This is a genomic window from Mycobacterium sp. IDUB_21 (assembly GCF_055419425.1).
Window position 1 is genome coordinate 1 of record NZ_JBVAXQ010000015.1, and the last position, 22,177, is coordinate 22,177.

A 22,177-nucleotide genomic window follows, 5' to 3' on the forward strand; every position below is an offset into this window, starting at 1 on the left:
GGGCGCCGAAGGCATGGCAAAAACAACAACAAACAAAAACCACCAAACACACTATTGAGTTCTCAAACAACACGCCCCATCTGGACGCGCAGTCAACCCGCGGCTAAAAGCCGCGCATTGTCAGTGCGGACAGATGAAACGCCCCCGGAATCGCTTTGCGATCTCCTTGGATCCCGCGGGCTTGTCGCGCTGACCCGGTCTGGCCTGGTCGCTGCGACTTGGATTAAGTTACGCGAGGTGAAACTGGGAGTCAAATCCGCTGCTAGCAGAGGTTTTTCGCCGCGTTCAAGATCAACGCCGGACCCTCACTTGACCCGTTCGATCCCCCCCACGTTGCGCTTGCCGCGGCGTAGCACCAGCCACCGGCCGTGCAGGAAGTCTTCGGGCTGCGGCGTCCATTCCTCGCTGTCGACGCGGACGTTGTTCACCGAGACGCCGCCCTCGCCGATGGTGCGACGGGCCGCGCCCCTACTCGCCGACAGCCCGGTGGCGACCAGTAGGTCGACGATGCCGTCCGGGCCGCCCGGCGCCAACTGGGCCACCGAGGTCTCCTGCAGCGCCGCGGTCAGCGTCGACTCGTCCAGCCGGGCCAGCTCACCCCGGCCGAACAGGGCCTGGCTGGCCAGCTCGACGGCCTCGGTGGCCGCCTCGCCGTGCACCAGGGTGGTGAACTCCCGGGCCAGCCGGCGCTGAGCGCCCCGCTCGTGCGGGCGTTCGGCCGTCGCCTGCTCCAGCTCCCCCAGCTCGTCGGCGGACAGGAAGGTGAACCAGCGCAGGTAGCGGATCACGTCGGCGTCGGCAGTGTTGAAGAAGTACTGGTACCAGGCGTACGGGCTGGTCATCTCCGGGTCCAGCCACAGGCTGCCGCCGCCGGTCGACTTGCCGAACTTGGTGCCGTCGGCGGCGGTCACCAGCGGGACGGTCAGCGCGTGCACCGTCGCGCCCAGCTTTTGGCGGACCAGCCGGACGCCGGCGATGATGTTGCCCCACTGGTCGGAGCCGCCGATCTGCAGACTGCAGCCGTGCCGCTGGTGCAGCTGCACGTAGTCGTTGGCCTGCAGCAGCATGTAGCTGAACTCGGTGTAGGAGATGCCCTCCTCGAGGCGACGCCGGATGGTGTCGCGGTCGAGCATCACATTGACCGAGAAGTGCTTGCCGACGTCACGCAAGAACTCCACCGCCGACAGCGGCGCGGTCCAGTCCAGGTTGTTGACCACCACCGCACCGGTTGGGCCGTCGTCGAAATCGACGAAACGTTCCAGCTGCCCGCGGATCCGCTCGGACCACTCGGCGACGGTGTCGGCGGTGTTGAGGGTGCGTTCGCCGGTTTCGCGCGGATCGCCGATCAGGCCGGTGGCGCCGCCGGCCAGCACGATGGGCCGGTGCCCGCCCCGCTGGAAGCGCCGCAGCGCCAGCAGCGGCACCAGGTTTCCGGCGTGCAGGCTGGGGGCGGTCGGGTCGAATCCGGCGTAGACGGTGATCGGCCCGCGTGTCACTTCGGCGGTCAGGGCGTCCAGGTCGGTGGATTGGGCGATCAGTCCGCGCCAGGCCAGCTCGTCGAGAATCGTCGTCGGCATGGGTTGATTTTCCCGGATCAGTCGCTGGCGCCGGGCGCCGGTGCCCGCGGGCTGCGTCGGTAGGCCGAAACTTCGGGCTTTCCGGGAACCCAGAATCGCCATGGCCGGTCGGCGGCCTGGCTGACGCCCACCCGCGGTCCCGCCTGCGAGGCGAGCCGCGCACCGAGCCGCAACCGCACCGGGCTTCGCGCGTCGAACAGGTTGATCCCGTTGTCCTCCATGGTGATTCCCAGCGCTGAGCAAAGATTCCCCGGGCCGCGGGCCAAGCCGGAACTGGGCACCGCTTCGCCTCGTCTGCTGCGGGCCACCGCGGACCCCTCGTCGATCACCGCTGCCCGCAGCAGCACGGCGGCGGCCGTCCCGTCCGGGCCGCAGGCCACGTTGGCGCAGACGTGCATGCCGTAGCTGCGGTAGGTGTACAGCCGTCCGGGTGGGCCGAACATCACCGTGTTGCGCCCGGTCGGCCCCCGATAGGAATGCGCCGCCCGGTCCGGCCACGGCCCGTCGGGCACTCCGCCGTAGGCCTCCACCTCGACGATCGTCGCGCGCACCCCGCGGACGTCGAGGGTGGCGCCGAGCAACAGGCGGGCGGCCGCGAGCGGATCCACGGCAAGCTGGGCGGCACTCACCGCCCAGATTCTGCCGCAGCCCCGACAAGGCTTGACAACGCGCCGCGACCGGCCGAATATTCATCACATGATGATTTCATCGCCTGATGAATTCTCGGGCTCACCTCCCGCCCCGGCCGTCGCGGTCGAACACCTGCGGGTGGTCCGCGGCAAGCGCCCGGTCCTGCACGACTTATCGGTGCGGATCGCCCCCGGCACGATCACCGGTCTGCTCGGGCCGTCGGGCTGCGGCAAGACCACGCTGATGCGCTGCATCGTGGGCACCCAGCTCATCACCGGCGGGCAGGTCACCGTACTGGGCAGCCCGGCCGGCTCCGCCGCGCTGCGCCACCGGGTCGGCTACATGCCCCAGCAGCCCACGATCTACGACGACCTGCGGGTGATCGACAACGTCCGCTACTTCGCGGCGCTGGCCGGCGTCGACGCCCACGCCGCAGACGACGCGGTCGAATCGGTGGATCTGCAGCGCCACCGTGGCGACTACTGCGCGAACCTCTCCGGCGGGCAGCGCGCCCGGGTTTCGCTGGCCTGCGCGCTGGTCGGACGGCCGGACCTGCTGGTGCTCGACGAGCCGACGATCGGCCTGGATCCGGTGCTGCGCGCTGAACTCTGGCAGCAGTTTGCGGTGCTGGCCCGGCGCGGCACCACGCTGCTGGTGTCCAGCCACGTGATGGACGAGGCCGAACACTGCGGCGATCTGCTGCTGATGCGCCAGGGCAGGCTGCTGGCGCGCACCTCACCCAGACGACTGCGAGAGGAGACCGGATGTACCTCGATGGAGGAAGCGTTCCTGTCCGTCATCCGGCGCACCACCGCGCCGCGAGCCGGCTGACCGGGCCGCGGCGGCTGCGGCCGTTCCTGGCCACCACGCAGCGGATCCTGCGGCAACTGGCCGGTGACCGCCGCAGCGTCGCGATGATCCTGCTGGTGCCCAGCCTGGTCATCACGCTGATGTACTTCATGTTCTCGGGCGCCCCGCACCCGCCCGGCATGCCGTCACCGTTCAACGCCGCATGCCTGATCCTGCTGGGCCTGTTCCCGTTGTTCCTGATGTTCGTCATCACCGCGATCACAATGCAGCGCGAACGCGCGTCGGGAACGCTGGAGCGCATCTTGACCACCCCGCTGGGCCGGCTCGATCTGCTCGCCGCCTACGGAACGGCGTTCTCGACCGCGGCGGCCGCCCAGGCCAGCCTGGCGTGCGTGGTCGCGTTCTGGCTGCTGGGCTTCGAGACCACGGGCAGCCCCGGCTGGGTGTTCATGATCGCGATCGTCAACGCGGTGCTCGGCGTCGGATTGGGTCTGCTGTGCAGTGCCTTCGCCCGCACCGAATTTCAGGCCGTGCAGTTCATTCCGGTGGTGATGGTGCCGCAGCTGCTGCTGGCCGGGATCATCGTGCCGCGCGCGGCGATGCCCGAATGGCTGCAGTGGATCAGCAACGCGTTGCCGGCCAGCTACGCCCTGGAAGCACTTCAGCAGGTAGGCACGCATCCGGGCCTGACCGGAGTCGCGGTGCGCGACATCATCATCGTGCTGGCGTTCGCGGTTGCCGCGCTGGCCCTGGCCGCCGCGACCCTGCGACGCCGGACGGCCTGATGTCCGCCGAGATGGCCAACCGGCGGCCGGGCCGGCCCTCCGGCGCCTCCGACACCCGGGACCGGATTCTGGCATCTGCTCGGGAGCTGTTTGCCCGCAATGGGTTTCAGAACACCTCGATTCGGTCGGTGGCCGCCGATGCGGGCGTCGACGCCGCGCTGGTGCACCACTACTACGGCACCAAACAGCAGCTGTTCGCCGCCGCGACCGAGCTGCCGATCGACCCGATGGTGGTTCTGGGGCCGTTGCGGGAAGCCCCCGTCGAACAGCTCGGCCGCACCTTGCCGGAGCTGCTGCTACCACTGTGGGACTCGCAGGCCGGTACCGGATTGATCGCGGCGATGCGCTCTATGCTCACCGGAACCGAAGTGCCACTGGCTCGTTCGTTCTTCCGCGACATCGTGGTCGCCGAATTGGCGCAGCGCATCGACAACCCGGCCGGAACCGGCGTGCTACGCGCCGAGTTCACCGCGAGCCAGCTGATGGGCATCGTGGTCGCCCGCTACGTCATCAGGCTCGAACCACTGGCCTCACTGCCGGCCGAGCAGGTCGTGGCGATGATCGCCCCGACCCTGCAGCGCTATCTCACCGGGGATCTGCCGGGCCCGCTTGGGCGATGAGCCGGGCATGCTCGTCGTCGCCGACGTCGGTGGCCTCGTCGACCAGCAGCACCGGAATGCCGTCCTCGATGCGGTAGGCGCGGCGCAGGCGCGGGTTGTAGAGCACCCGGTCGGCGGTGTCGCCCGAGCGCTCCACCAGCAGCAGCGGACCGCGGTCGGCAGGGCAGACCAGGATGGCCAGCAGATCTTCGTCGATGATCGGGCCAATCACTGGTGGCCCCCGGCCAATTCGGTACGCACCGCTGCGGTCAGCCGCTTGAACTGCCCGCTGGCGGCGTCGAAGTACCAGGTGTTGCGTCCGGCCTTGGGCAGCCCGGCGTCGCGCAGCGCACCCAGCGTCGGGCGGTAGACGCCGCTCAGCGGCAGCTCCGGCACGACGTGGACGAGGTCGGGTCCGGCGCCGACGGGCATCTCGGCCACCGCCTCGCTGAGATCCGCGGCGGTGATCGTGGCACCCGGCCGCACCGTCACCGCCGACACGACCACTTCCGCGCGACCCAACGACACCCGATACGTCACCGCCAGGTCCACACCGGTGACCGTGCCGAGCGCGTCGGTGATCAGCACCGGATAGGCCATTCCGCGGTCGGTGCGGACGTTCGAACCGCGCCCGCCGGCCAGCCAGTAGTCGCCGTCGGCGTCGCGCCGGAACAGGTATTCGGTGGAGATCCAGGTGTCTGCCGGCGCGAACACGCCACGCTTGACCGACGCCGACGGGTCGATCGGCCCACGCGGTTTGGCCAGCAGCACCCCCACCTCGTTGTTCTCGGCGATCTGCACGAATCCGCGTTCGTCTTCGAGGATCAGGTCGTGGTCGGGGTCGTAGGCGGCCAGTTCCACCTCCACCGCGCCGGGCAGCGGGCGGCCCTTGCTGCCGACCTTGACTCCGGAGACGTTCGCCAGCACCGCCTGGCCGTCGGTGGTGGCGAAGAACTCGACGACGTGGGCCGGCGCGAACGCATCGGTGACGCGGTGCCACAGGCCGGTGGGCATGCCTGAACCGATGAACAGCCGCACCGGATGATTACCCTGCAGCACGAAGCTCGGGTCGTCGATGACCTCGCGCAGCATCGCCCAGGTGTAGGACACCACGCTGACCCCGTACTGACGCACTTCGGCGACGAACCGGTCCGGGTGCAGTTCGCGGGACAGTGCGATGCGGGCCCCGCCGACCACGGCGCCGCCCAGGCTGACCAGCAGCCCGGACTCGTGGTGCAGCGGCGTCAGGCAGTACAGCGTGTCGTTGGGGCCCAGGGCGGCCGTCGAGGCGGTGCCGAACGCCGAGAGTGCCCAGCGGTAGTTGGTGATCTGTTTGGCCACCAACTCACCGGCCACCGTGCCGAAGGCGACGAACGCCAGGTCACGGGCGAATCCCGAGTTGGGCCGGTACCAGCCGGGCAGCTCAACAGCGTCCGGGTCGATCTGCTCCATGTCGACGACGTCGACGTCGGCGGGCAGGTCCAGGTCGCGCGTCTCGCCACCGCCGAGCACCAGCACCTGGCAGCCCAGTTCGCGGGCGGCTGCCAATGCGTTGTCGAGATTGACCGGGCCGGTGATGATCTCGGAGATGCCGCCCAGGCGCGCGGCCGCGACCAGATCCCCATCCGGCGGCATCAGCACCGCGACCGCCCCCAGTCGCGACAGCGCCGCGATCGCGACCATGGCGCTGGGCCGGGTGGCCATCAGCACTCCGACGTGGACGCCTTGGCGCACCCCGACGTCGATCAGCCCGCGGACGACGTTGTCGATACGCCTGTTGACCGCCTCGTAGGTGTGCACCCGCCCGTCGAACAGCAGGAACTCACCGTCGGGCGAATCGGCGGCCTGCTCATCGATGATGCGGCCCAGCGAAATTCGGGTGTGGTCGTTGATCTGCCCCAGCCGGGCCAGCCGGGGCAGGGTGCGCGCGGTCTCGACCGCCAGGGTGCGCACCGATTTCTGTGCCGCCGCCACCGCATCGGCGGCACCACGGGCCAGGGTCAGCGCGACGCCGGAGGCCTCCCCCAGCCCGTGCGCGATCCGCGACGTCATCGCGACGCCGCCCTTGGCTTGCTCGGCTGCCTGATCGGCCATCAGCGCCACCCCGGCCGGCTGTGCGCCCCGACCGGTCTGCCACAACACCCAGTCGGCGACAGTCGGCCAGGTCAGCTCGGCGGCTTTGGACCCGACCACCAGACCGAAGTGTCCGGCCCGCAACAGGTACTCGAAGACCTTGGCGTCAGGCGCGGCACGGCGGATACCGCGGACCGCCACCGGCTGCCCGATGTCGTCGACCTCGCCGACGAACGCCAGTACCGGACAGGTGATGTCGGTCAGCGTGACCAACTGGCCGTTGATCGCGAAACCGCCGGTCATCATCCGGTTGTGCGCGATGAACTGCTTGAGCAGCTCGGAGATCGCCGGACCCGACCAGGCGATCCAGCCCTCCGACTCCAGGAACCGCCGCTGCGCCTCACGCGGCAGCAGGGCCTCCCGGTCGTGCAACTGGCGCAGGAAGTCCATCCGTGCCTTCGCGGTCTTGAGCGGGTCCATCATCTGGAAGCCCACGCGCGCCTGCCAACCCGAGATGTCCAGCCGGTTGAAGACGTGGTCGGCCATGAAGCCCGCGACACCGGAGGCGAGGTTTGCCGGCAGGCCCATCGGCAGCGCGGCCAGGGTGTCCACCGGGGAACCGAACGTGATGATGCTGGCGATGCTCTTCGAATGCCGGTAGGCCCCCGCCTGATAGGCGAACATGCCGCCCTGGGAGTAGCCGGCCAGGTGCACATCGCGCCCGGTCGTCTCCGCGATGGTGTCGATCGACTGGCTGAGCCCGACGATGTGGTCGGCCAGATTGCGGCGCATCCCGCCCTCGACCTCGTCGGGTGAGCCGAAGTCGATCACCCAGGGGTCGAGGCCGGCCCGGTGCAGAATGCCGACCGCACCGTCCTCGCGGGTGACGTCCCACATGTTCGCCGACATCATCATCGGGTGCACCAGCAGCACCGGCGGCCCGGGCTGCGGCTGGCCGGGCCGGTTGTCGGGCGGGAAGTAGCGTCGCAGCTTGTACATCGGGGTGCTCTCGACGATCTGGAACGGCGAGGGCACGGTTCCGGTCTCCAGGCCGCCCCAGCGCAGCACCTCCAGGCCGTTCTGCGCGGTGGCCATGAGCCACTCGACCGGCCGGGTGATGGCCGACAAGTTCAGATCCACGCTGCTCCCCTACGTCGCGCCTGATCGTCAATGACGTGCACATTCTGGCACATCAGCGCCGTCCGTCCGGCTCGTTCAGCAAGCGCCGACGGGCAGGCAGTAGCGTTCTGGCAGTGGCACACCTGCTCGGAGCCGAGGCTCTTCACCTGCGGTACGCCACCGGTGTGGTGCTCGACTCGGTCACCCTCGGGGTGAACGACGGCGCGCGCATCGGCATCGTGGGCCGCAACGGCGACGGCAAATCTTCGCTGCTGCGGCTACTCGCCGGTGCCATGACACCGGATTCCGGCCGGGTCACCCGCCGTAGCGGTCTCCGGTTCGGGTTGCTCGACCAGGCCGACACTCTCGACCCCGCCCGCACCCTCGGTGCGACCTTGGTGGGCGAGGCGGCCGACCACGAGTGGGCGTCCGACCCACGGATTCGTGATGTGGTCGACGGACTGGTCTCCGATATCGCCTGGGATGCGCCCATCTCCGAGCTGTCCGGCGGGCAGCGCCGACGGGTACAGCTGGCCGCGTTGTTGATCGGCGAATGGGACGTGATCGGCCTCGACGAGCCCACCAACCACCTCGACGTGGAAGGGATCACCTGGCTGGCGGGTCACCTTCAGCAGCGCTGGGCCCGCAACTCCGGCGCCCTGCTGGTGGTCACCCACGACCGCTGGTTCCTCGACGAGGTGGCCACCACCACCTGGGAGGTGCACGACCGGATCGTGGAGCCGTTCCAGGGCGGCTACGCGGCCTATGTCCTGCAGCGGGTGGAGCGCGACCGGATGGCCGCGGCCAGTGAGGCCAGGCGGCAGAACGTGTTACGCAAGGAGCTGGCCTGGCTGCGTCGCGGCGCGCCGGCCCGCACCTCCAAGCCGAAGTTCCGCATCGAGGCGGCCAACGCGCTGATCGCCGATGTGCCGCCGCTGCGCAACGAGGTCGAGCTGGTGAAGCTGGCCACGGCTCGGCTGGGCAAGGACGTCATCGACCTGCTCGACGTTTCGGTCTCGTTCGATGGCCGGCCGGTGCTGCGTGACATCGAGTGGCGGATCGGCCCCGGTGAGCGCACCGGGATCGTCGGGGCCAACGGCGCCGGGAAGTCCACTCTGCTCGGGCTGATCGCCGGCACGGTGACGCCCGACTCCGGGCGGGTCAAGCGCGGCAAGACCGTCCGGCTGGGCATGCTCGATCAGCAGTCCGGGGAGCTGGCGACACTCGCCGAGGATCGGGTGGCCGACGTCCTGGGCCGATTGCGCAACGACTACCAGGTCGACGGCAAGGAGATGACGCCGGCGCAACTGCTGGAGCGGCTCGGGTTCGGCAGCGCGCAACTGTCGGCTCGGGTGGGTGAGCTCTCCGGCGGGCAGAAGCGGCGGCTGCAGTTGATGCTCACCCTGCTGGCCGAGCCGAATGTGCTGGTACTCGACGAGCCGACCAACGATGTCGACACCGACATGCTGACCGCCACCGAGGACCTGTTGGACTCCTGGCCGGGCACGCTGATCGTCGTCTCCCACGACCGGTATCTGCTGGAGCGGGTCACCGATCAGCAGTACGCGATTCTGGACGGCCGGCTGCGGCATCTGCCGGGCGGTGTCGATGAGTATCTGCGCCTGGCCGCTGACGCGCGCCGGGCGCCGGTGTCGCGGCCCGCTACCGGTTCCGGGCCGGCCGGTTCGTTGTCGGGAGCGGAATTGCGTGCCGCACAGAAGGATCTGACCGCCGTCGAGCGCCGGCTGGCGCGGCTGGCCGAACAAATCGATGCCAAGCATCACGAACTGGCCGGGTATGACCAGGCCGATCACGTGGGACTGGCGAAGCTCACCAGGGAGCTGCGTGCGCTGGAGGACGAGGTGAGCCAGCAGGAGGGCCGCTGGCTGGAGCTGTCGGAGATCGTCGAGTAGTGCGTCGTCCATGCGCCCCGGGGATAAGGCGCCGGAGGCATCACGCCATAGGGAGTAGTGATGTCGGTCCCCGGGGGCAAAATGGTGTGCCATGACATTGGTTACTGAGTTTCGGGATGACGACGCTGGCTACCTAGCCTGGCTTGTCGCCCATCCCCAGGGCTACGTGATCAACATCGCGCGTAGTTGCAACCCGTCTGATGCGCGCATCCACCATGCCGACTGTCCGACGATCAGTGGCTCCCCGGGCGGTGCGTGGACCGGACCGTACGTGAAGGAGTGCGCAACGCATCTGGCCCATCTCGAGCAATGGGCGATCGAGAAGGTAGGCCAGTCGATCCGTCCTTGCCGCCGCTGCCAGCCTGAATCCGCGGCGTTTCATGACGACCCGCATCCGAATCGATGCATGTGGGACGGCAATGCCGACCAGTCCTGTTCGGACTGGGACTCGCTGGTGGACTGGGCGGACTACCACGCAACCGGATGGGCCCGGTGGCAGGCCTGGCGGAAGCATCTTCTGCTAGGGCGTCCCATGGCCTCACGGGCCGACTCGATCGAGATGTATTGGAGTGGGTTCAACGGCCCCGGGGACGAAAGCTGGAAGCTGGCCTGTGCCGCTCGGGTCGTGAACGCCCTCCTCAATTTGAGTGCGAAATTCTCCTACCACCCCGAACTGCAGCATGCGCTGGACCGGCTCTCGCCGGAGCTGAGGCAAAGGTGGCGGGGTAGGGCTCCCGTCGCAGAAGCAATCTCCGTAGGGTCGCCTGATCGGGCGGTGTCGGCTCCGACGCCGCAGCGCCCGCCTGAGGTCCGCGGACCGTCCGAAGACACCGCGGTGGTCGAGGCGTGGGCCGACGACTATGTTCCCTACGGCCACCGAACCGCTCGGCTAGACGACCTTCGATACGAGATCCGCAATCGATGCCAACAACTCAAGCCAGCTCCTGATCAGGTGCTGCACGCCACGTTCTTCGGCCGCAAGCCGGCCAACGCCGACATCGAGAACCTCGCGCTTTACAACATCGACGAATCATTCAAACTTGCTGGCCGCAACGGAATTCGCTTCGAACACAGCGCCACGGTCCCGGCGTCGCCCCATCGTGTCGACTATCGCTTCGGATATCGGTACGCCCTGGCACCGCGGTCGGGAACCTTCGACCACTGGAATCGAAAGCGAACGCTCGCCTCGTTCGACTGGATCGAACTGGGAGCATCCACCGACGTTCCGACACTGGCGCGAGTCTGGCTGGCGCTGTCTCGTGCCCGCCTCCAGACGAAGTCGACAGGACCCGCAAGCGCGGTCGAGATACCCTTCGGCATCCGAGTCCAGGTTCGTCCGCCGCACGGACATCCGTGGATACTGGGCCGATTGACGAAGAGTTTGGTCGACGGCGTCATCTCCGCGTTCCAGGCGCACACTGACAGGGCGGTCCTGCCCGAAGTCATAGTGCGACTGGCCAAATCACTCTCGGTAGACCCTGAAGGGATACAGAAACACCTGCTCGATCAACGGCACGCCGTCCTCGGCACCACGCCGCGGCTGGTTTATCCCTACCGTGAGAACGTCAAGTGGGATCCCGCAGATCACTGGTGCTTCGCCGGAGAAGTGATTGCCGCCCCTGCACTCGATTCTCGCTGGGCCATCAAAGGTGAACTTATCGAGGTCACCCGCTGATCCGCTAAAGCCGACACCGCCCACAAGCGCATCGACTCGAGTTAGCTGTTTGGCTGACGAGTTGCCGCGTCAAAGAATCAGGGCGGGCTTGTGGTTTTTTATTACATCTCGACACATGTGGGTGTTGCCGGATCGGATAGCGCTGACGCTATCGCCGGCCCTGTGACTTCAGCGCCGCTCGAAATGCTGGTAGTCGACCGGCGATTTCCAATCTCCACCCCAGCGCCAGCCGGCGTCGGTGAAGACACGTACCGCCGGGTCACCGGGATGCAGCAGCCCGGGCTCGATCCGGTGGCGGTCCAGATAGACCTTGGCGTTCTTGGGCTCGAATCTGCCGTGATCCACCGACGGGTTCAGCAGCGGGTTGACGTCGACGGCCCGGCCGTAGGCGTGCCGCGCCCACGTGCCGGAACCGGGAATCCGCCGGCAGTTGAACGCCGAGGTGTTGTTGTCCTCCATCGACAGCTCGTCGTTGCCGCCCCGGTAGTTCTCGACCGATCGCATCTTCTCGATCGGGTAACCCAGCCGGTACAGCTGCTCGAATATCGCGATGACCTGCGGAACCAGCTCCTGATGCACGATCAGCTCGCCGCGGTGGGGTTCGGCGTCGAATCCGAGGTGGGTCACGGTGACGCGCCGCAGTTGCGCCGGGGTGACCGGGCAGCCGGGGCGCCAGGTCGCGCCGAGCTCGGCCGCCGTGACGGCGGCGACGGCGGCGGGGGCGGGAGCAGGTCGGGCCTCGGTGGAAGGCGGCGGCGCGGTTGGCTCGGTCGCCTGGGGCGCCCCCGTGCATTGCGGCAACAGCCCGCACACCGCGATCGCCGTCACGAGGCGCCACGGCCTCGGGTTGGTTCGGCGGCTGTTGATCCGCCCACGGTAGCGCAGCGCGAGATCGGTTAGCCGTTGACCCATCGCCGCTGCCGCGCGGCCCGTTCGCGCAGTCCGGCCAGCTGATCGGCGACGCGGGCCGGCGCAGTGCCACCGCGGGCGTCGCGGGATGCCACCGAGCCTTCGACGGTGAGCACCTCGCGCACCTGCGGGGTCAGGTCAGGACTGATGCCGGCCAGTTCGGCATCGGTGAGTTCGTCCAGGCCCACGCCGCGCTGCTCGGCGGCCTTCACCGCGGCGCCTGCCGCCTCGTGCGCGACCCGGAACGGGACGCCTTGCCGTACCAGCCATTCGGCGATGTCGGTGGCCAGCGTGTAGCCCGCGGGCGCCAGCGCGGCCATCCGCTCGGTGTCGAAGCCCAGGGTGCCGACCAGTCCGGCCGTCGCCGGCAGCAGCAGTTCCAGCTGGGCCGCGGAGTCGAACACCGGCTCCTTGTCCTCCTGCAGGTCCCGGTTGTAGGCCAGCGGCTGGGCTTTCAGCGTCGCCAGCAGGCCGGTCAGGTTGCCGATCAGCCGGCCGGACTTGCCGCGGGCCAACTCGGCGATGTCGGGATTCTTCTTCTGCGGCATGATCGAGCTGCCGGTCGACCAGGAGTCGTGCAGCACGGCGTAGCCGAATTCCGTTGAGCTCCACAGGATGATGTCTTCGGCCAACCGGGACAGGTCGACGCCGATCATCGCGAACACGAACGCGGCCTCGGCCGCGAAATCGCGGGAGGCGGTGGCGTCGATCGAGTTGTCCGCGGCGGCGGCGAAGCCGAGTTCGGCGGCGATGGCGTCGGGGTTCAGGCCCAGTGACGATCCGGCCAGCGCTCCCGACCCGTACGGCGACACCGCGGCCCGGGCGTCGAAGTCGACGATACGGTCCACGTCGCGCAGCAGCGGGTGGGCGTGGGCCAGCAGGTGGTGTGCCAGCAGCACCGGCTGCGCGGACTGCAGGTGCGTCTTGCCGGGCATGATGGCGCCCGGGTGGGCGGCGGCCTGGTGGGCCAGTGCGTCGACCACGTCGAGCACCCCGGCGGCGACACGACGGACCGCGTCGCGCAGCCACATCCGAAACAGCGTGGCCACCTGGTCATTTCGTGATCGTCCGGCACGCAGCCGGCCACCCAGATCGGCGCCGACCCGGTCGATCAGGCCGCGTTCGAGAGCTCCGTGGACATCTTCGTCGGTGACCAGCGGCCCGAAGCTGCCGTCGGCGACGTCTTCGCCGAGGCTGTCCAGGCCGGCCAGCAGCCCGTCGCGCTGGTCGTCGGTGAGCAGCCCGGCGCCGTGCAGCACCTTGGCGTGCGCCTTGGACGCGGCGACGTCGTAGGGCGCCAGCACCCAGTCGAAGTGGGTGGATTTGCTCAGCGCGGCCAGCGCCTCGGACGGGCCTTCGGCGAACCGCCCGCCCCACAGCGACCCCTCGTTGGTGCTCATAGGGTGGTCACGTCCGGCGCGAGCGTGCGCAAAACCGGGAATTTCCTCGGCATGTTGGCCGGGGACACGCACGCTCGCGGGAAAGCGGTCACGAGCCCAGGTCCCGGCGGGCGGAGATCTTCGAGCTCAACCCGTGGATCTCGACGAAGCCGCGGGCGGCGGTCTGGTCGAAGGTGTCGCCCTCGTCATAGGTGGCCAGGTTGAAGTCGTACAGCGACTCCGCACTGCGGCGGCCGTTGACCGCGATGTGGCCGCCGTGCAGCACCAGCCGCACCTCACCGGTCACGTGCTCCTGGGTGTGGGCGACGAAGGACTCCAGCGCGGACTTCAGCGGCGAGTACCACAGCCCGTCGTAGACCAGCTCGGCCCACTTCTGGTCGGTGTGCCGCTTGAACCGGCCCAGCTCGCGCTCCAGGGTGACGTGCTCGAGTTCGGTGTGGGCGCTGATCAGCACCATCGCACCGGGCGCCTCGTAGATCTCCCGGCTCTTGATGCCCACCAACCGGTCCTCGACCACGTCGAGCCGTCCTACGCCCTGGGCGCCGGCACGCCGGTTGAGCTCGACGATGGCCTCCAGCACGCTGACGGGCTTGCCGTCGACCGACACCGGAACCCCGCGCTCGAAGCCGATGATCACCTCATCGGGTGTGTTCCAGTTGACCGTCGGGTCCTCGGTGTAGTCGTAGACGTCCTTGGTCGGTGCGTTCCACAGGTGCTCCAGGAACCCGGTCTCCACCGCCCGGCCCCACACGTTCTGGTCGATCGAGAACGGCGAGCGTTTGGTGACGTTGATCGGGATGTCGTTCTGCTCGGCGAACGCGATGGCCTTCTCCCGGGTCCAGGCGTAGTCGCGGACCGGGGCCAGCACCTTGAGATCCGGTGCCAGCGAAGCGAATCCGACTTCGAAGCGGACCTGGTCGTTGCCCTTGCCGGTGCAGCCGTGCGCGACGGTGCCGCCACCGAACTCACGGGCGGCGGCCACCAGGTGCTTGACGATCAGCGGCCGGCTGATCGCCGACACCAGCGGGTAGCGGTCCATGTAGAGCGCATTGGACTGGATGGTGGGCAGGCAGTAGCCCTCGGCGAACTCGTCGCGGGCGTCGACCACGACGGCTTCCACGGCCCCGCAGTCCAGGGCCCGCTGGCGCACCAACTCCATGTCCTCGCCGCCCTGGCCGAGGTCGATGGCCACGGCGACGACTTCGCGCCCGGTCTCCTTGCCGATCCAACTGATCGCCACCGAGGTGTCCAGGCCACCGGAATACGCCAGGATGACGCGTTCGGACATCGAGTTCTCCTTGCTGTGTCTTTGTGAGTGCTACTGGGCTTACTGCAGGTCTTTGAGGGTGGCGGCGAGCTCGGCGCCGGTCATCGGCTCGCGCGCCGCCACGAAGATGGTGTCATCCCCGGCGATGGTGCCGACGACGTACGGTAGCGCGGCCCGGTCGATGGCACTGGCCAGGTAGTCCGCCGCACCCGGCGGGGTGCGCAACACGGCGAGGTTTCCGGTGGCGTCGGTGGACACCAGCAGCTCCCCCAGCAGCCGGCACAGCCGGTCGGTGCCGCCCGACACACCGCGCACCGGGCTGCCGTCCTCGGGCACCACATAGACCCCGGCTCCCCCGTCGACCCCACGCAACTTGACCGCACCGAGCTCCTCCAGGTCCCGCGACAGGGTGGCCTGGGTGACCTCGATGCCGTCGGCGGCCAGCAGCGCAGCCAGCTCGGTCTGGCTGCGTACCGACTCCGCGGACAGCACCTCCACGATGCGGGCTTGGCGGCTCACCCGGGTGACGGGGCTCTCCGGTCGGCTCATCGCGACCGTTCCAACAACCACACCAACAGCGCTTTCTGTGCATGCAGCCGGTTCTCGGCCTCGTCCCACACCGCGCTGCGCGGCCCGTCGATCACCGAGTCGGTGATCTCATCGCCGCGGTGCGCCGGAAGGCAGTGCAGCACCGTGACTTCCGGGTCGGCGAGGGCGACGAGCTCATCGTTGATCTGGTAGGGCCGAAACGGTGCGACCCGGTCCAGCCCGTCATCCTCCTGGCCCATCGAGGTCCAGGTGTCGGTGACCAGCACGTCGGCACCGGCGGCTGCCTTGGCCGCGTCGGTGGTGACGGTGACCGAGGCGCCGGTGTCGGTGGCCCGCCGCTGCGCGGCCGCGACCACGGCGGGGTCTGGGGTGAAACCGTCCGGGGCGGCAACGGTGACGTGCACACCGGCGGTGACGCCACCCAGCATCAGCGAATGCGCCATGTTGTTGGCGCCGTCACCGAGGTAGGTCAGCTTCAGGCCCTTGAGCGCGCCCTTGCGTTCGGCGATGGTCTGCAGGTCGGCCAGCACCTGACAGGGGTGGAAGTCATCGGAGAGCGCATTGACGATCGGCACCGTGGCGGTGGTGGCCATCGCGGTCAGCCGGTCCTGGGCGAAGGTGCGCCACACCACGGCGTCGACGTAGCGCGACAGCACCCGCCCGGTGTCCTCCAGGGTCTCGTCGCGGCCCAGCTGGGTGGACCGGCCGTCGACGACGACGGCGTGCCCGCCGAGTTGGGCGATGCCGATCTCGAAGGAGAACCGGGTGCGGGTGGAGTTCTTGTCGAAGATCACCGCGACGCCGCGCGGGCCCTCCAGCGGCCGTCGGCTGAACGGCGCGGCTTTGAGTTCGGCTGCCAGCGACAGGATTTCGGCCTGCTCGGCCGGGGTGACGTCGTCATCGCGCAGAAAGTGCCTAGGCATCTGCGGCCTCCCGCGCGGTGTCCAGCACGCCGGGCAGGGCGGCGAGGAATCCGTCGATCTGCTCTTCGGTGATGATCAGCGGCGGGGCCAGCCGGACCACGTCCGGTGCGGCCGCGTTGACCAGGAAGCCGGCGTCACGCGCGGCCAACTCGACGGCTTTGGCCGACGGCGCGGTCAGCACCACACCCTGTAGCAGGCCCTTGCCGCGCACGTGATCGACCAGCGGGTGGTGCAGTTCCTCGATGCCGTGGCTCAGTGACTTGCCGAGCATCCCGGCCCGGGCGATCAGATCGCCCTCGGCCAGCGCCCGCAGCACCGCCACCGCGGCCGCGGTGCAGACCGGGTTGCCGCCGAAGGTGCTGCCGTGGCTGCCCGGAGTCAACAGGTCACCGGCCGCCCCGACGGCCAGGCAGGCGCCGATCGGCAGGCCGCCGCCGAGCCCCTTGGCCAGCGTGACGATGTCCGGGGTGATGCCGTCGTGCTGATGGGCGTAGAACGCCCCGGTGCGCCCGACCCCGGTCTGCACCTCGTCGAACACCAGCAGTGCGCCGTGCGCGGCGGTGATCCCCCGGGCCTCGGCCAGATAACCCGCGGGCGGGACGACGACGCCGCCCTCCCCCATGATCGGTTCCAGGAAGACCGCCGCGGTGGTCGAATCGACCGCGTCGGCAAGCGCTGTGGTGTCCCCGTAGGGCACATGGGTGACATCGCCGGGCAGTGGCTCGAACGGCGCCCGCTTGTCGGGCTGGCCGGTCAACGCCAGCGAACCCATCGTCCGGCCGTGAAAAGCCCCTTGGGCCGCAACGATCTTCGTCTTGCCGGTGAGCCGACTCATCTTGAAGGCCACCTCGTTGGCCTCGGCTCCGGAGTTGCAGAAGAAGACCCGCGCCGGTGCCCCCAGGTGGTCGACGAGGCCTTCGGCCAACGCGATTCCCGGTTCGGTGGCGTACAGATTCGAGGTGTGCCCCAACGTGTTCAGCTGGGTGGTGACGGCCTCGATCACCGCCGGGTGCCGGTGGCCGAGCACGTTGACCGCGATGCCGCCCAGCAGATCGACGTAGCTCCTACCGGATTCGTCGGTCACCACCGCGCCATCGCCGCTGACCAGGGCCAGCGGCGGTGTGCCGTAGTTGTTCATCATCACCGCCGACCAGCGGTCCTGCAGGGTTGTCATGCGTCTACCACCTTGGTTCCGGTGCCGGCGTGGGTGAACAACTCGACCAGCACGCAGTGTTCGACCCGCCCGTCGATGATGTGGGCGCTGGGCACCCCGCCGCGCACGGCGCGCAGGCAGGCCTCGACTTTGGGGATCATCCCGGATTCCAGTTTCGGCAGCAGTTGCTCCAACGTCGCGGTGTCGATCTCGGTGACCAGCGAATCGGTGTCGGGCCAGTCGGTGTAGAGGCCGTCGACGTCGGTGAGCATCAGCAGCTTCTCGGCCTGCAACGCTTCGGCGAGTGCCGCCGCGGCGGTGTCGGCGTTGATGTTGTGCACCACACCGTCGATGTCGGGCGCCAGCGTGGACACCACCGGAATCCGCCCTGCGGCAATCAGATCCCGCACCGCGTCGGTGTTGACCAGGTCGACGTCGCCGACCAGCCCGATATCGGTGGCGACCCCGTCGACGGTGACGCTGCGCCGCACCGCGGTGAACAGCGCGGCGTCCTCCCCGGTGATCCCGACGGCATAGGGCCCGTGGGCGTTGATCAGCCCGACCAGTTCGCGGCCCACCTGGCCGAACAGCACCATGCGCGCGACGTCGAGCACTTCCGGTGTGGTGACCCGGAATCCGCCTTTGAAGTCACCTTCGATGCCGAGCCGTTTGAGCATGGCGCTGATCTGAGGGCCGCCGCCGTGCACCACCACCGGCTGGATGCCGCAGTTGCGCAGGAACGCCATGTCGGCAGCGAACGCGTGCTTGAGGGTGTCGTCGGTCATGGCGTTGCCGCCGTATTTGACGACGACGATCTTGCCGTGCAGCTGCTTGAGCCACGGCAGGGCTTCGGCCAGCACCCGGGCTTTGTCTTGCGTGGTGAGTTCGGTCATGAGCTATACGCGGAGTTCTCTTCGACGTAGGCGTGGGACAGGTCGGTGGTGCGCACCGTGGCGCACCCGTTGCCCTGGTTCAGCTCCACGGTGACGTGGACGTCGGGCCCGGACAGGTCGACTTCGCGGGCGCCCGGCATCGGCATGCCGGCACTGAACACCGGGAAGCCATTGAAGGACACCGTGATCCGATCCGGATCGATCACGAACGGCACCATCCCCACCGCTGCCAGCACCCGGCCCCAGTTCGGGTCGGAACCGAACAGCGCGGTCTTGACCAGACTGTCGCGGGCGATGCACCGGGCGGCCAGCAGCGCGTCGTCGTCGCCGCCGGCGCCGGTGACGGTGATGGTGACCCGCTTGGTGACGCCTTCGGCGTCGGCCTGCAGCTGGGCGCACAGGTCGTCGCAGGCGGCCAGCACCGCGGCGTCGAGATCATCCTGGCCGGGGGTGACCCCGCTGGCGCCCGAGGACAGCAGCAGCACCGTGTCGTTGGTGGAGCAGCTGCCGTCGATGTCGAGGCGGTCGAAGGTCAATGCGGCGGCGCGGCGCAGCGCCCGGTCCAGTGCGGCCGAGTCGGCCTTGGCGTCGGTGGTCAGCACCACCAGCATGGTGGCCAGCGACGGTGCCAGCATCCCGGCGCCTTTGGCCATTCCGCCCAGCGTCCAGTTGTCGTTGTGGTGCACCGCAACCTGTTTGGCCACCGTGTCGGTCGTCATGATGGCGCGGGCGGCTTCGTCGCCGCCGACCAGCCCGCCGGCCATCTCCTGCACCACCTCGGTGACCCCGGCCAGCAGTTTGTCCATCGGCAGCCGGTCACCGATCAGCCCGGTGGAGCAGACCGCCACTTCGCCGGCCCCGGTTTCGGTGCCCCAATGCGACAACGCGGCAGCGAGGGCTTCGGCGGTGGCGTGGGTGTCGGCGAAGCCGCCCGGACCGGTGCAGGCGTTGGCGCCACCGGAATTGAGGATGACCGCCCGCAGCCGGGCGCTTTTGAGCACCTGTTGGCTCCACAGCACCGGCGCCGCTTTGACCTGGTTGCTGGTGAACACCCCGGCGGCGGTGTAGTCCGGACCCTCGTTGAACACCAACGCCAGGTCCGGCGCCCCAGAGGCCTTGATACCGGCGGCGATTCCGGCCGCCCGGAAGCCTCCCGGCGCGGTGACACCCTGCTCGCGCAGCAGCCGGCTCACGGCGCCACTCCGACCACCGAGAGTCCTTCGGACTCCGGCCAACCCAGGGCCAGGTTCATCGCCTGCACCGCGGCGCCGCCGGTGCCCTTGACCAGGTTGTCGATCGCGACGATCGCGATGAACGTCGAGGCGTCCTCGTCCACGGCGACCGCCAGGTGCGCGGCGTTGCTGCCGATCACCGATCCGGTCTTGGGCAGCCGGCCCTGCGGCAGCAGATGCACGAACGGCTCGGCCTGGTAGGCCGTTTCGTAGGCGGCGCGCAGTTTGGGCAGCGGCGTGGTGGTTTTGGCGGTACAGGTGGCCAGGATGCCCCGCGACGCCGGGATCAGCACCGGGATGAAGGCGACGCTGACGTCGCGGTGGGTGACCGCCCGCAGGCCCTGACCGATCTCCGGGGTGTGCCGGTGGGTGCCGCCGATGTTGTAGGCCCGCGCCGATCCGATCACCTCCGAGCCGAGCAGGTCGACCTTGGCGGCCTTGCCGGCCCCGGAGGTACCGCTGACCGCGACCACCGTGACGTCCGGTTCGATCAGGCCGGCCGCGACCGCCGGGAACAGGGCCAGCAGTGCCGCGGTCGGGTAGCAGCCCGGTACCGCGATCCGCCGGGCGTCCTTGAGCTGGTCGCGCACCCCGGGCAGCTCCGGCAGCCCGTAGGGCCAGGTGCCGGCATGCGCCGAGCCGTAGAAGCGTTCCCAGTCGGTGGGGTCGCCCAGCCGGAAGTCCGCGCCGCAGTCCACCACCAGGGTGTCGTCGCTGAGCTGTTCGGCCAGCACCGCCGAATGTCCGTGCGGCAGGCCGAGAAACACCACGTCGTGGCCGGCCAGGATGTCGACCTCGGTCGGTTGGAGCACCCGGTCAGCCAGCGGCATCAGGTTGGGGTGCTGCTCGCCGATGGTGCTGCCGGCGTTGCCGGCGGCGGTCAGCGCCCCGATGCTCAGCCGGCCGTCGGCATAGGCGGGGTGTCCCAGCAGCAGCCGCAGGATCTCACCACCGGCGTACCCGCTGGCCCCGGCCACCGCCACCTTGATCGCTTTGGTCACTGCGCGATTCTGCATGATTATGCGTATCAACGCAAATTAATTACGGGTCTCTCCCGCGAGGCTGCGTGTTTGTCCGTCATCCTGCGGCGTGTCGCGTACAACCGTGCACGCTCGCCGAGGGCATCTGACCGTATCCGACGCTCAAGTCGACCCGGAATCGCGGTAGGCCTCCAAAAGACGCAGCCATACCTCGCTGATCGTCGGGAAGCACGGCACGGCATGCCAGAGCCGGCTGATGGGCACCTGGCCGGCGACGGCGACGGTGGCCGAGTGCAGCAATTCGGCGACGCCGGGGCCGACGAACGTGACGCCGAGCAGGTGCTCCTGGTCGGCGTCGACCACCATGCGCGCCCGTCCGGCGTAGCCGTCGGCGTGCAGCTTGGCCCCGGTCACGGCATCGCCGATCTCCACGTCGACCACCCGCACCCGGTGACCGGCCTGCTGCGCCTGCTCGGCGGAGAGCCCGACCGCGGCGGCTTCGGGGTCGGTGAAGAAAACCTGCGGCACCGCGTGGTGGTCGGCGGTGGCGGCATGCGTTCCCCAGGGCGCGGTGTCCAATGGTGTCCCGGTCGCCCGGGCGCCGATGGCGTCACCGGCGATGCGGGCCTGGTATTTGCCTTGGTGGGTCAGCAGCGCCCGGTGATTGGCGTCGCCGCACGCATACAGCCAGCCGTCGCCGACTGCGCTCACCCGGCAGGTGTCGTCGACGTCCAGCCAGTGCCCGGGAGTCAGGCCCACGGTGTCCAAACCGATGTCGTCGGTGAGCGGCGCGCGGCCCGTCGCGAACAGGATCTCGTCGACTTCGAGCTCGCCGCCATCGGTCAATTCCAGCCGCACCGGGCTGTGCGCGTCGGCGCGGTGCAGCGCGGCGACCGAGACACCGGTGCGCACGTCGACACCCGCGTCGGCCAGGCCGCGGGCGACATATTCCCCGACGAAGGACTCCATTTTCGGCAACAGTCCCGAACCGCGAACCAGCATGGTCACCGAGGCGCCCAAACCCTGCCAGGCGGTGGCCATTTCGACGCCCACTCCGCCGGCGCCGACGACCGCGAGCCGGTTGGGTACCGAGCTGGATCCGGTGGCTTCGCGATTGGTCCACGGCCGGGCCTCGGCAATGCCGGGAAGATCCGGCAGCGACGCGCGGGTACCGGTACAGATCACCACGGCATGCCGGGCGGTCAGTGTCACCGTCTCGCCGCCGGATGCGCTGACGCTCACCCGGCGCGGCCCGTCCAACCGGCCGTGGCCGCGCACCAGCGTCGCGCCGATCCCGGCGACCCAGTCCGCCTGCCCGGTGTCGTCCCAATCGCCCACGAACCCGTCACGGCGGCGGAACACCTCGCCGGCGTCGATCGTGCCGTTGAGCGCCTGGCGTGCCCCGGCAATGCGGCGGACATCGTCGATTGCGAGCACCGGCCGCAGCAGGGCCTTGCTGGGAACGCAAGCCCAGTAGGAACATTCGCCGCCGATGAGTTCGCGTTCGACGATCGCCACGCTTAGCCCGGCGGCGCGGGCGCGGTCGGCGACGTTCTCCCCGACCGGGCCGGCTCCGAGCACGACGACATCATGTAGGACACCGTCATAGATTTCGGTCATCAGGGCGAATCCTCTCGAAGCTGTTTGGCGAGAAAGGTGGATCCATCCCAGCACGGTCGGCCGGGGTGCG

General features: G+C 69.1%; 19 protein-coding genes. 5 read left to right on the forward strand and 14 right to left on the reverse strand.

The genetic code is table 11. From position 1 onward, the window contains the following. Positions 1–305: 305 nt before the first annotated feature. Together tyrS and ACZYY4_RS19390 are read right to left on the reverse strand one after the other, a co-directional pair. Positions 306–1,577 (reverse strand): tyrosine--tRNA ligase, encoded by a 1,272-nt coding sequence (gene tyrS, locus ACZYY4_RS19385; RefSeq protein ID WP_463811655.1) that lies wholly within the window; start codon positions 1,575–1,577, stop codon positions 306–308. Between the two features lie 17 nt (positions 1,578–1,594). After that, complete coding sequence (locus ACZYY4_RS19390) at positions 1,595–2,206, reverse strand: DNA-3-methyladenine glycosylase (RefSeq protein WP_463811656.1); 612 nt, start codon at positions 2,204–2,206, stop codon at positions 1,595–1,597. Between the two features lie 67 nt (positions 2,207–2,273). On the opposite strand from ACZYY4_RS19390, the gene ACZYY4_RS19395 reads away from it, so the two are divergent. From ACZYY4_RS19395 to ACZYY4_RS19405, 3 genes are read left to right on the forward strand one after another with little or no spacing between them, the layout of a single operon-like run. Beyond that, positions 2,274–3,038: an ABC transporter ATP-binding protein gene (locus tag ACZYY4_RS19395; protein WP_463811657.1), complete on the forward strand. Its 765-nt coding sequence runs from the start codon at positions 2,274–2,276 to the stop codon at positions 3,036–3,038. Beyond that, complete coding sequence (locus ACZYY4_RS19400; protein WP_463811658.1) at positions 2,972–3,802, forward strand: ABC transporter permease; 831 nt, start codon at positions 2,972–2,974, stop codon at positions 3,800–3,802. Before ACZYY4_RS19395 ends, ACZYY4_RS19400 begins: the two co-directional genes overlap by 67 nt. After that, positions 3,799–4,422: a TetR/AcrR family transcriptional regulator gene (locus tag ACZYY4_RS19405; protein ID WP_463811784.1), complete on the forward strand. Its 624-nt coding sequence runs from the start codon at positions 3,799–3,801 to the stop codon at positions 4,420–4,422. The genes ACZYY4_RS19400 and ACZYY4_RS19405 overlap by 4 nt, the downstream gene beginning before the upstream one ends. Here the strand turns inward: ACZYY4_RS19405 and ACZYY4_RS19410 are convergent. Continuing rightward, positions 4,388–4,621 (reverse strand): Trm112 family protein, encoded by a 234-nt coding sequence (locus ACZYY4_RS19410; protein ID WP_463811785.1) that lies wholly within the window; start codon positions 4,619–4,621, stop codon positions 4,388–4,390. The genes ACZYY4_RS19405 and ACZYY4_RS19410 overlap by 35 nt on opposite strands. Before the next feature lie 8 nt (positions 4,622–4,629). Beyond that, complete coding sequence (locus ACZYY4_RS19415) at positions 4,630–7,614, reverse strand: acyl-CoA synthetase (protein ID WP_463811660.1); 2,985 nt, start codon at positions 7,612–7,614, stop codon at positions 4,630–4,632. Positions 7,615–7,727: 113 nt separating this feature from the next. Here ACZYY4_RS19415 and ACZYY4_RS19420 point away from each other — a divergent pair, with 113 nt between their 5' ends. Beyond that, on the forward strand, positions 7,728–9,506 hold the full coding sequence (locus ACZYY4_RS19420) for an ABC-F family ATP-binding cassette domain-containing protein (protein WP_463811661.1): 1,779 nt from the start codon (positions 7,728–7,730) through the stop codon (positions 9,504–9,506). 91 nt (positions 9,507–9,597) lie between these two features. Further along, positions 9,598–11,181 carry a hypothetical protein gene (locus ACZYY4_RS19425; RefSeq protein ID WP_463811663.1) on the forward strand — a complete coding sequence of 528 codons (1,584 nt, stop codon included), beginning with the start codon at positions 9,598–9,600 and terminating at the stop codon, positions 11,179–11,181. A 168-nt stretch (positions 11,182–11,349) separates the two neighbouring features. On the opposite strand, the gene ACZYY4_RS19430 is transcribed toward ACZYY4_RS19425, so the two are convergent. The 10 genes from ACZYY4_RS19430 to ACZYY4_RS19475 all read right to left on the reverse strand — a co-directional run bounded on the left by ACZYY4_RS19430 (position 11,350) and on the right by ACZYY4_RS19475 (position 22,107). Next, positions 11,350–12,093 carry a M15 family metallopeptidase gene (locus tag ACZYY4_RS19430; protein WP_463811665.1) on the reverse strand — a complete coding sequence of 248 codons (744 nt, stop codon included), beginning with the start codon at positions 12,091–12,093 and terminating at the stop codon, positions 11,350–11,352. Continuing rightward, complete coding sequence (gene argH / locus ACZYY4_RS19435; protein WP_463811666.1) at positions 12,078–13,490, reverse strand: argininosuccinate lyase; 1,413 nt, start codon at positions 13,488–13,490, stop codon at positions 12,078–12,080. Before argH ends, ACZYY4_RS19430 begins: the two co-directional genes overlap by 16 nt. A gap of 88 nt (positions 13,491–13,578) precedes the next feature. Next, the gene (locus ACZYY4_RS19440) at positions 13,579–14,778 is read right to left on the reverse strand and encodes an argininosuccinate synthase (protein WP_463811668.1); all 1,200 of its coding nucleotides are present in this window, start codon (positions 14,776–14,778) and stop codon (positions 13,579–13,581) included. 39 nt (positions 14,779–14,817) lie between these two features. Next, positions 14,818–15,306: an arginine repressor gene (locus ACZYY4_RS19445; protein ID WP_463811670.1), complete on the reverse strand. Its 489-nt coding sequence runs from the start codon at positions 15,304–15,306 to the stop codon at positions 14,818–14,820. Next, entirely contained in the window at positions 15,303–16,229 is a 927-nt protein-coding gene (gene argF / locus ACZYY4_RS19450; RefSeq protein WP_463811671.1) for an ornithine carbamoyltransferase, read from the reverse strand. The genes ACZYY4_RS19445 and argF overlap by 4 nt, the downstream gene beginning before the upstream one ends. Further along, positions 16,222–17,403 carry an acetylornithine transaminase gene (locus ACZYY4_RS19455; protein ID WP_463811673.1) on the reverse strand — a complete coding sequence of 394 codons (1,182 nt, stop codon included), beginning with the start codon at positions 17,401–17,403 and terminating at the stop codon, positions 16,222–16,224. The genes argF and ACZYY4_RS19455 overlap by 8 nt, the downstream gene beginning before the upstream one ends. Continuing rightward, positions 17,400–18,275 carry an acetylglutamate kinase gene (gene argB, locus ACZYY4_RS19460; protein WP_463811675.1) on the reverse strand — a complete coding sequence of 292 codons (876 nt, stop codon included), beginning with the start codon at positions 18,273–18,275 and terminating at the stop codon, positions 17,400–17,402. The genes ACZYY4_RS19455 and argB overlap by 4 nt, the downstream gene beginning before the upstream one ends. Then, positions 18,272–19,468: a bifunctional glutamate N-acetyltransferase/amino-acid acetyltransferase ArgJ gene (gene argJ / locus ACZYY4_RS19465; RefSeq protein ID WP_463811676.1), complete on the reverse strand. Its 1,197-nt coding sequence runs from the start codon at positions 19,466–19,468 to the stop codon at positions 18,272–18,274. The genes argB and argJ overlap by 4 nt, the downstream gene beginning before the upstream one ends. Next, positions 19,465–20,523: an N-acetyl-gamma-glutamyl-phosphate reductase gene (argC, locus tag ACZYY4_RS19470; protein ID WP_463811677.1), complete on the reverse strand. Its 1,059-nt coding sequence runs from the start codon at positions 20,521–20,523 to the stop codon at positions 19,465–19,467. The genes argJ and argC overlap by 4 nt, the downstream gene beginning before the upstream one ends. A gap of 126 nt (positions 20,524–20,649) precedes the next feature. After that, positions 20,650–22,107: a dihydrolipoyl dehydrogenase family protein gene (locus tag ACZYY4_RS19475; RefSeq protein WP_463811679.1), complete on the reverse strand. Its 1,458-nt coding sequence runs from the start codon at positions 22,105–22,107 to the stop codon at positions 20,650–20,652. Positions 22,108–22,177: the final 70 nt, after the last annotated feature.

Excerpts from the sequence above, each read along its gene's own strand:
- ACZYY4_RS19400 (WP_463811658.1), top strand. The coding sequence starts at position 2,972 with ATGTACCTCGATGGAGGAAGCGTTCCTGTCCGTCATCCGGCGCACCAC.
- ACZYY4_RS19395 (WP_463811657.1), top strand. The coding sequence starts at position 2,274 with ATGATGATTTCATCGCCTGATGAATTCTCGGGCTCACCTCCCGCCCCG.
- ACZYY4_RS19425 (WP_463811663.1), top strand. The coding sequence starts at position 9,598 with ATGACATTGGTTACTGAGTTTCGGGATGACGACGCTGGCTACCTAGCC.
- ACZYY4_RS19445 (WP_463811670.1), bottom strand. The coding sequence starts at position 15,306 with ATGAGCCGACCGGAGAGCCCCGTCACCCGGGTGAGCCGCCAAGCCCGC.
- ACZYY4_RS19440 (WP_463811668.1), bottom strand. The coding sequence starts at position 14,778 with ATGTCCGAACGCGTCATCCTGGCGTATTCCGGTGGCCTGGACACCTCG.
- tyrS (WP_463811655.1), bottom strand. The coding sequence starts at position 1,577 with ATGCCGACGACGATTCTCGACGAGCTGGCCTGGCGCGGACTGATCGCC.
- argF (WP_463811671.1), bottom strand. The coding sequence starts at position 16,229 with ATGCCTAGGCACTTTCTGCGCGATGACGACGTCACCCCGGCCGAGCAG.
- ACZYY4_RS19475 (WP_463811679.1), bottom strand. The coding sequence starts at position 22,107 with ATGACCGAAATCTATGACGGTGTCCTACATGATGTCGTCGTGCTCGGA.
- ACZYY4_RS19455 (WP_463811673.1), bottom strand. The coding sequence starts at position 17,403 with ATGACAACCCTGCAGGACCGCTGGTCGGCGGTGATGATGAACAACTAC.
- argH (WP_463811666.1), bottom strand. The coding sequence starts at position 13,490 with ATGAGCACCAACGAGGGGTCGCTGTGGGGCGGGCGGTTCGCCGAAGGC.
- argC (WP_463811677.1), bottom strand. The coding sequence starts at position 20,523 with ATGCAGAATCGCGCAGTGACCAAAGCGATCAAGGTGGCGGTGGCCGGG.
- ACZYY4_RS19430 (WP_463811665.1), bottom strand. The coding sequence starts at position 12,093 with ATGGGTCAACGGCTAACCGATCTCGCGCTGCGCTACCGTGGGCGGATC.
- argB (WP_463811675.1), bottom strand. The coding sequence starts at position 18,275 with ATGACCGAACTCACCACGCAAGACAAAGCCCGGGTGCTGGCCGAAGCC.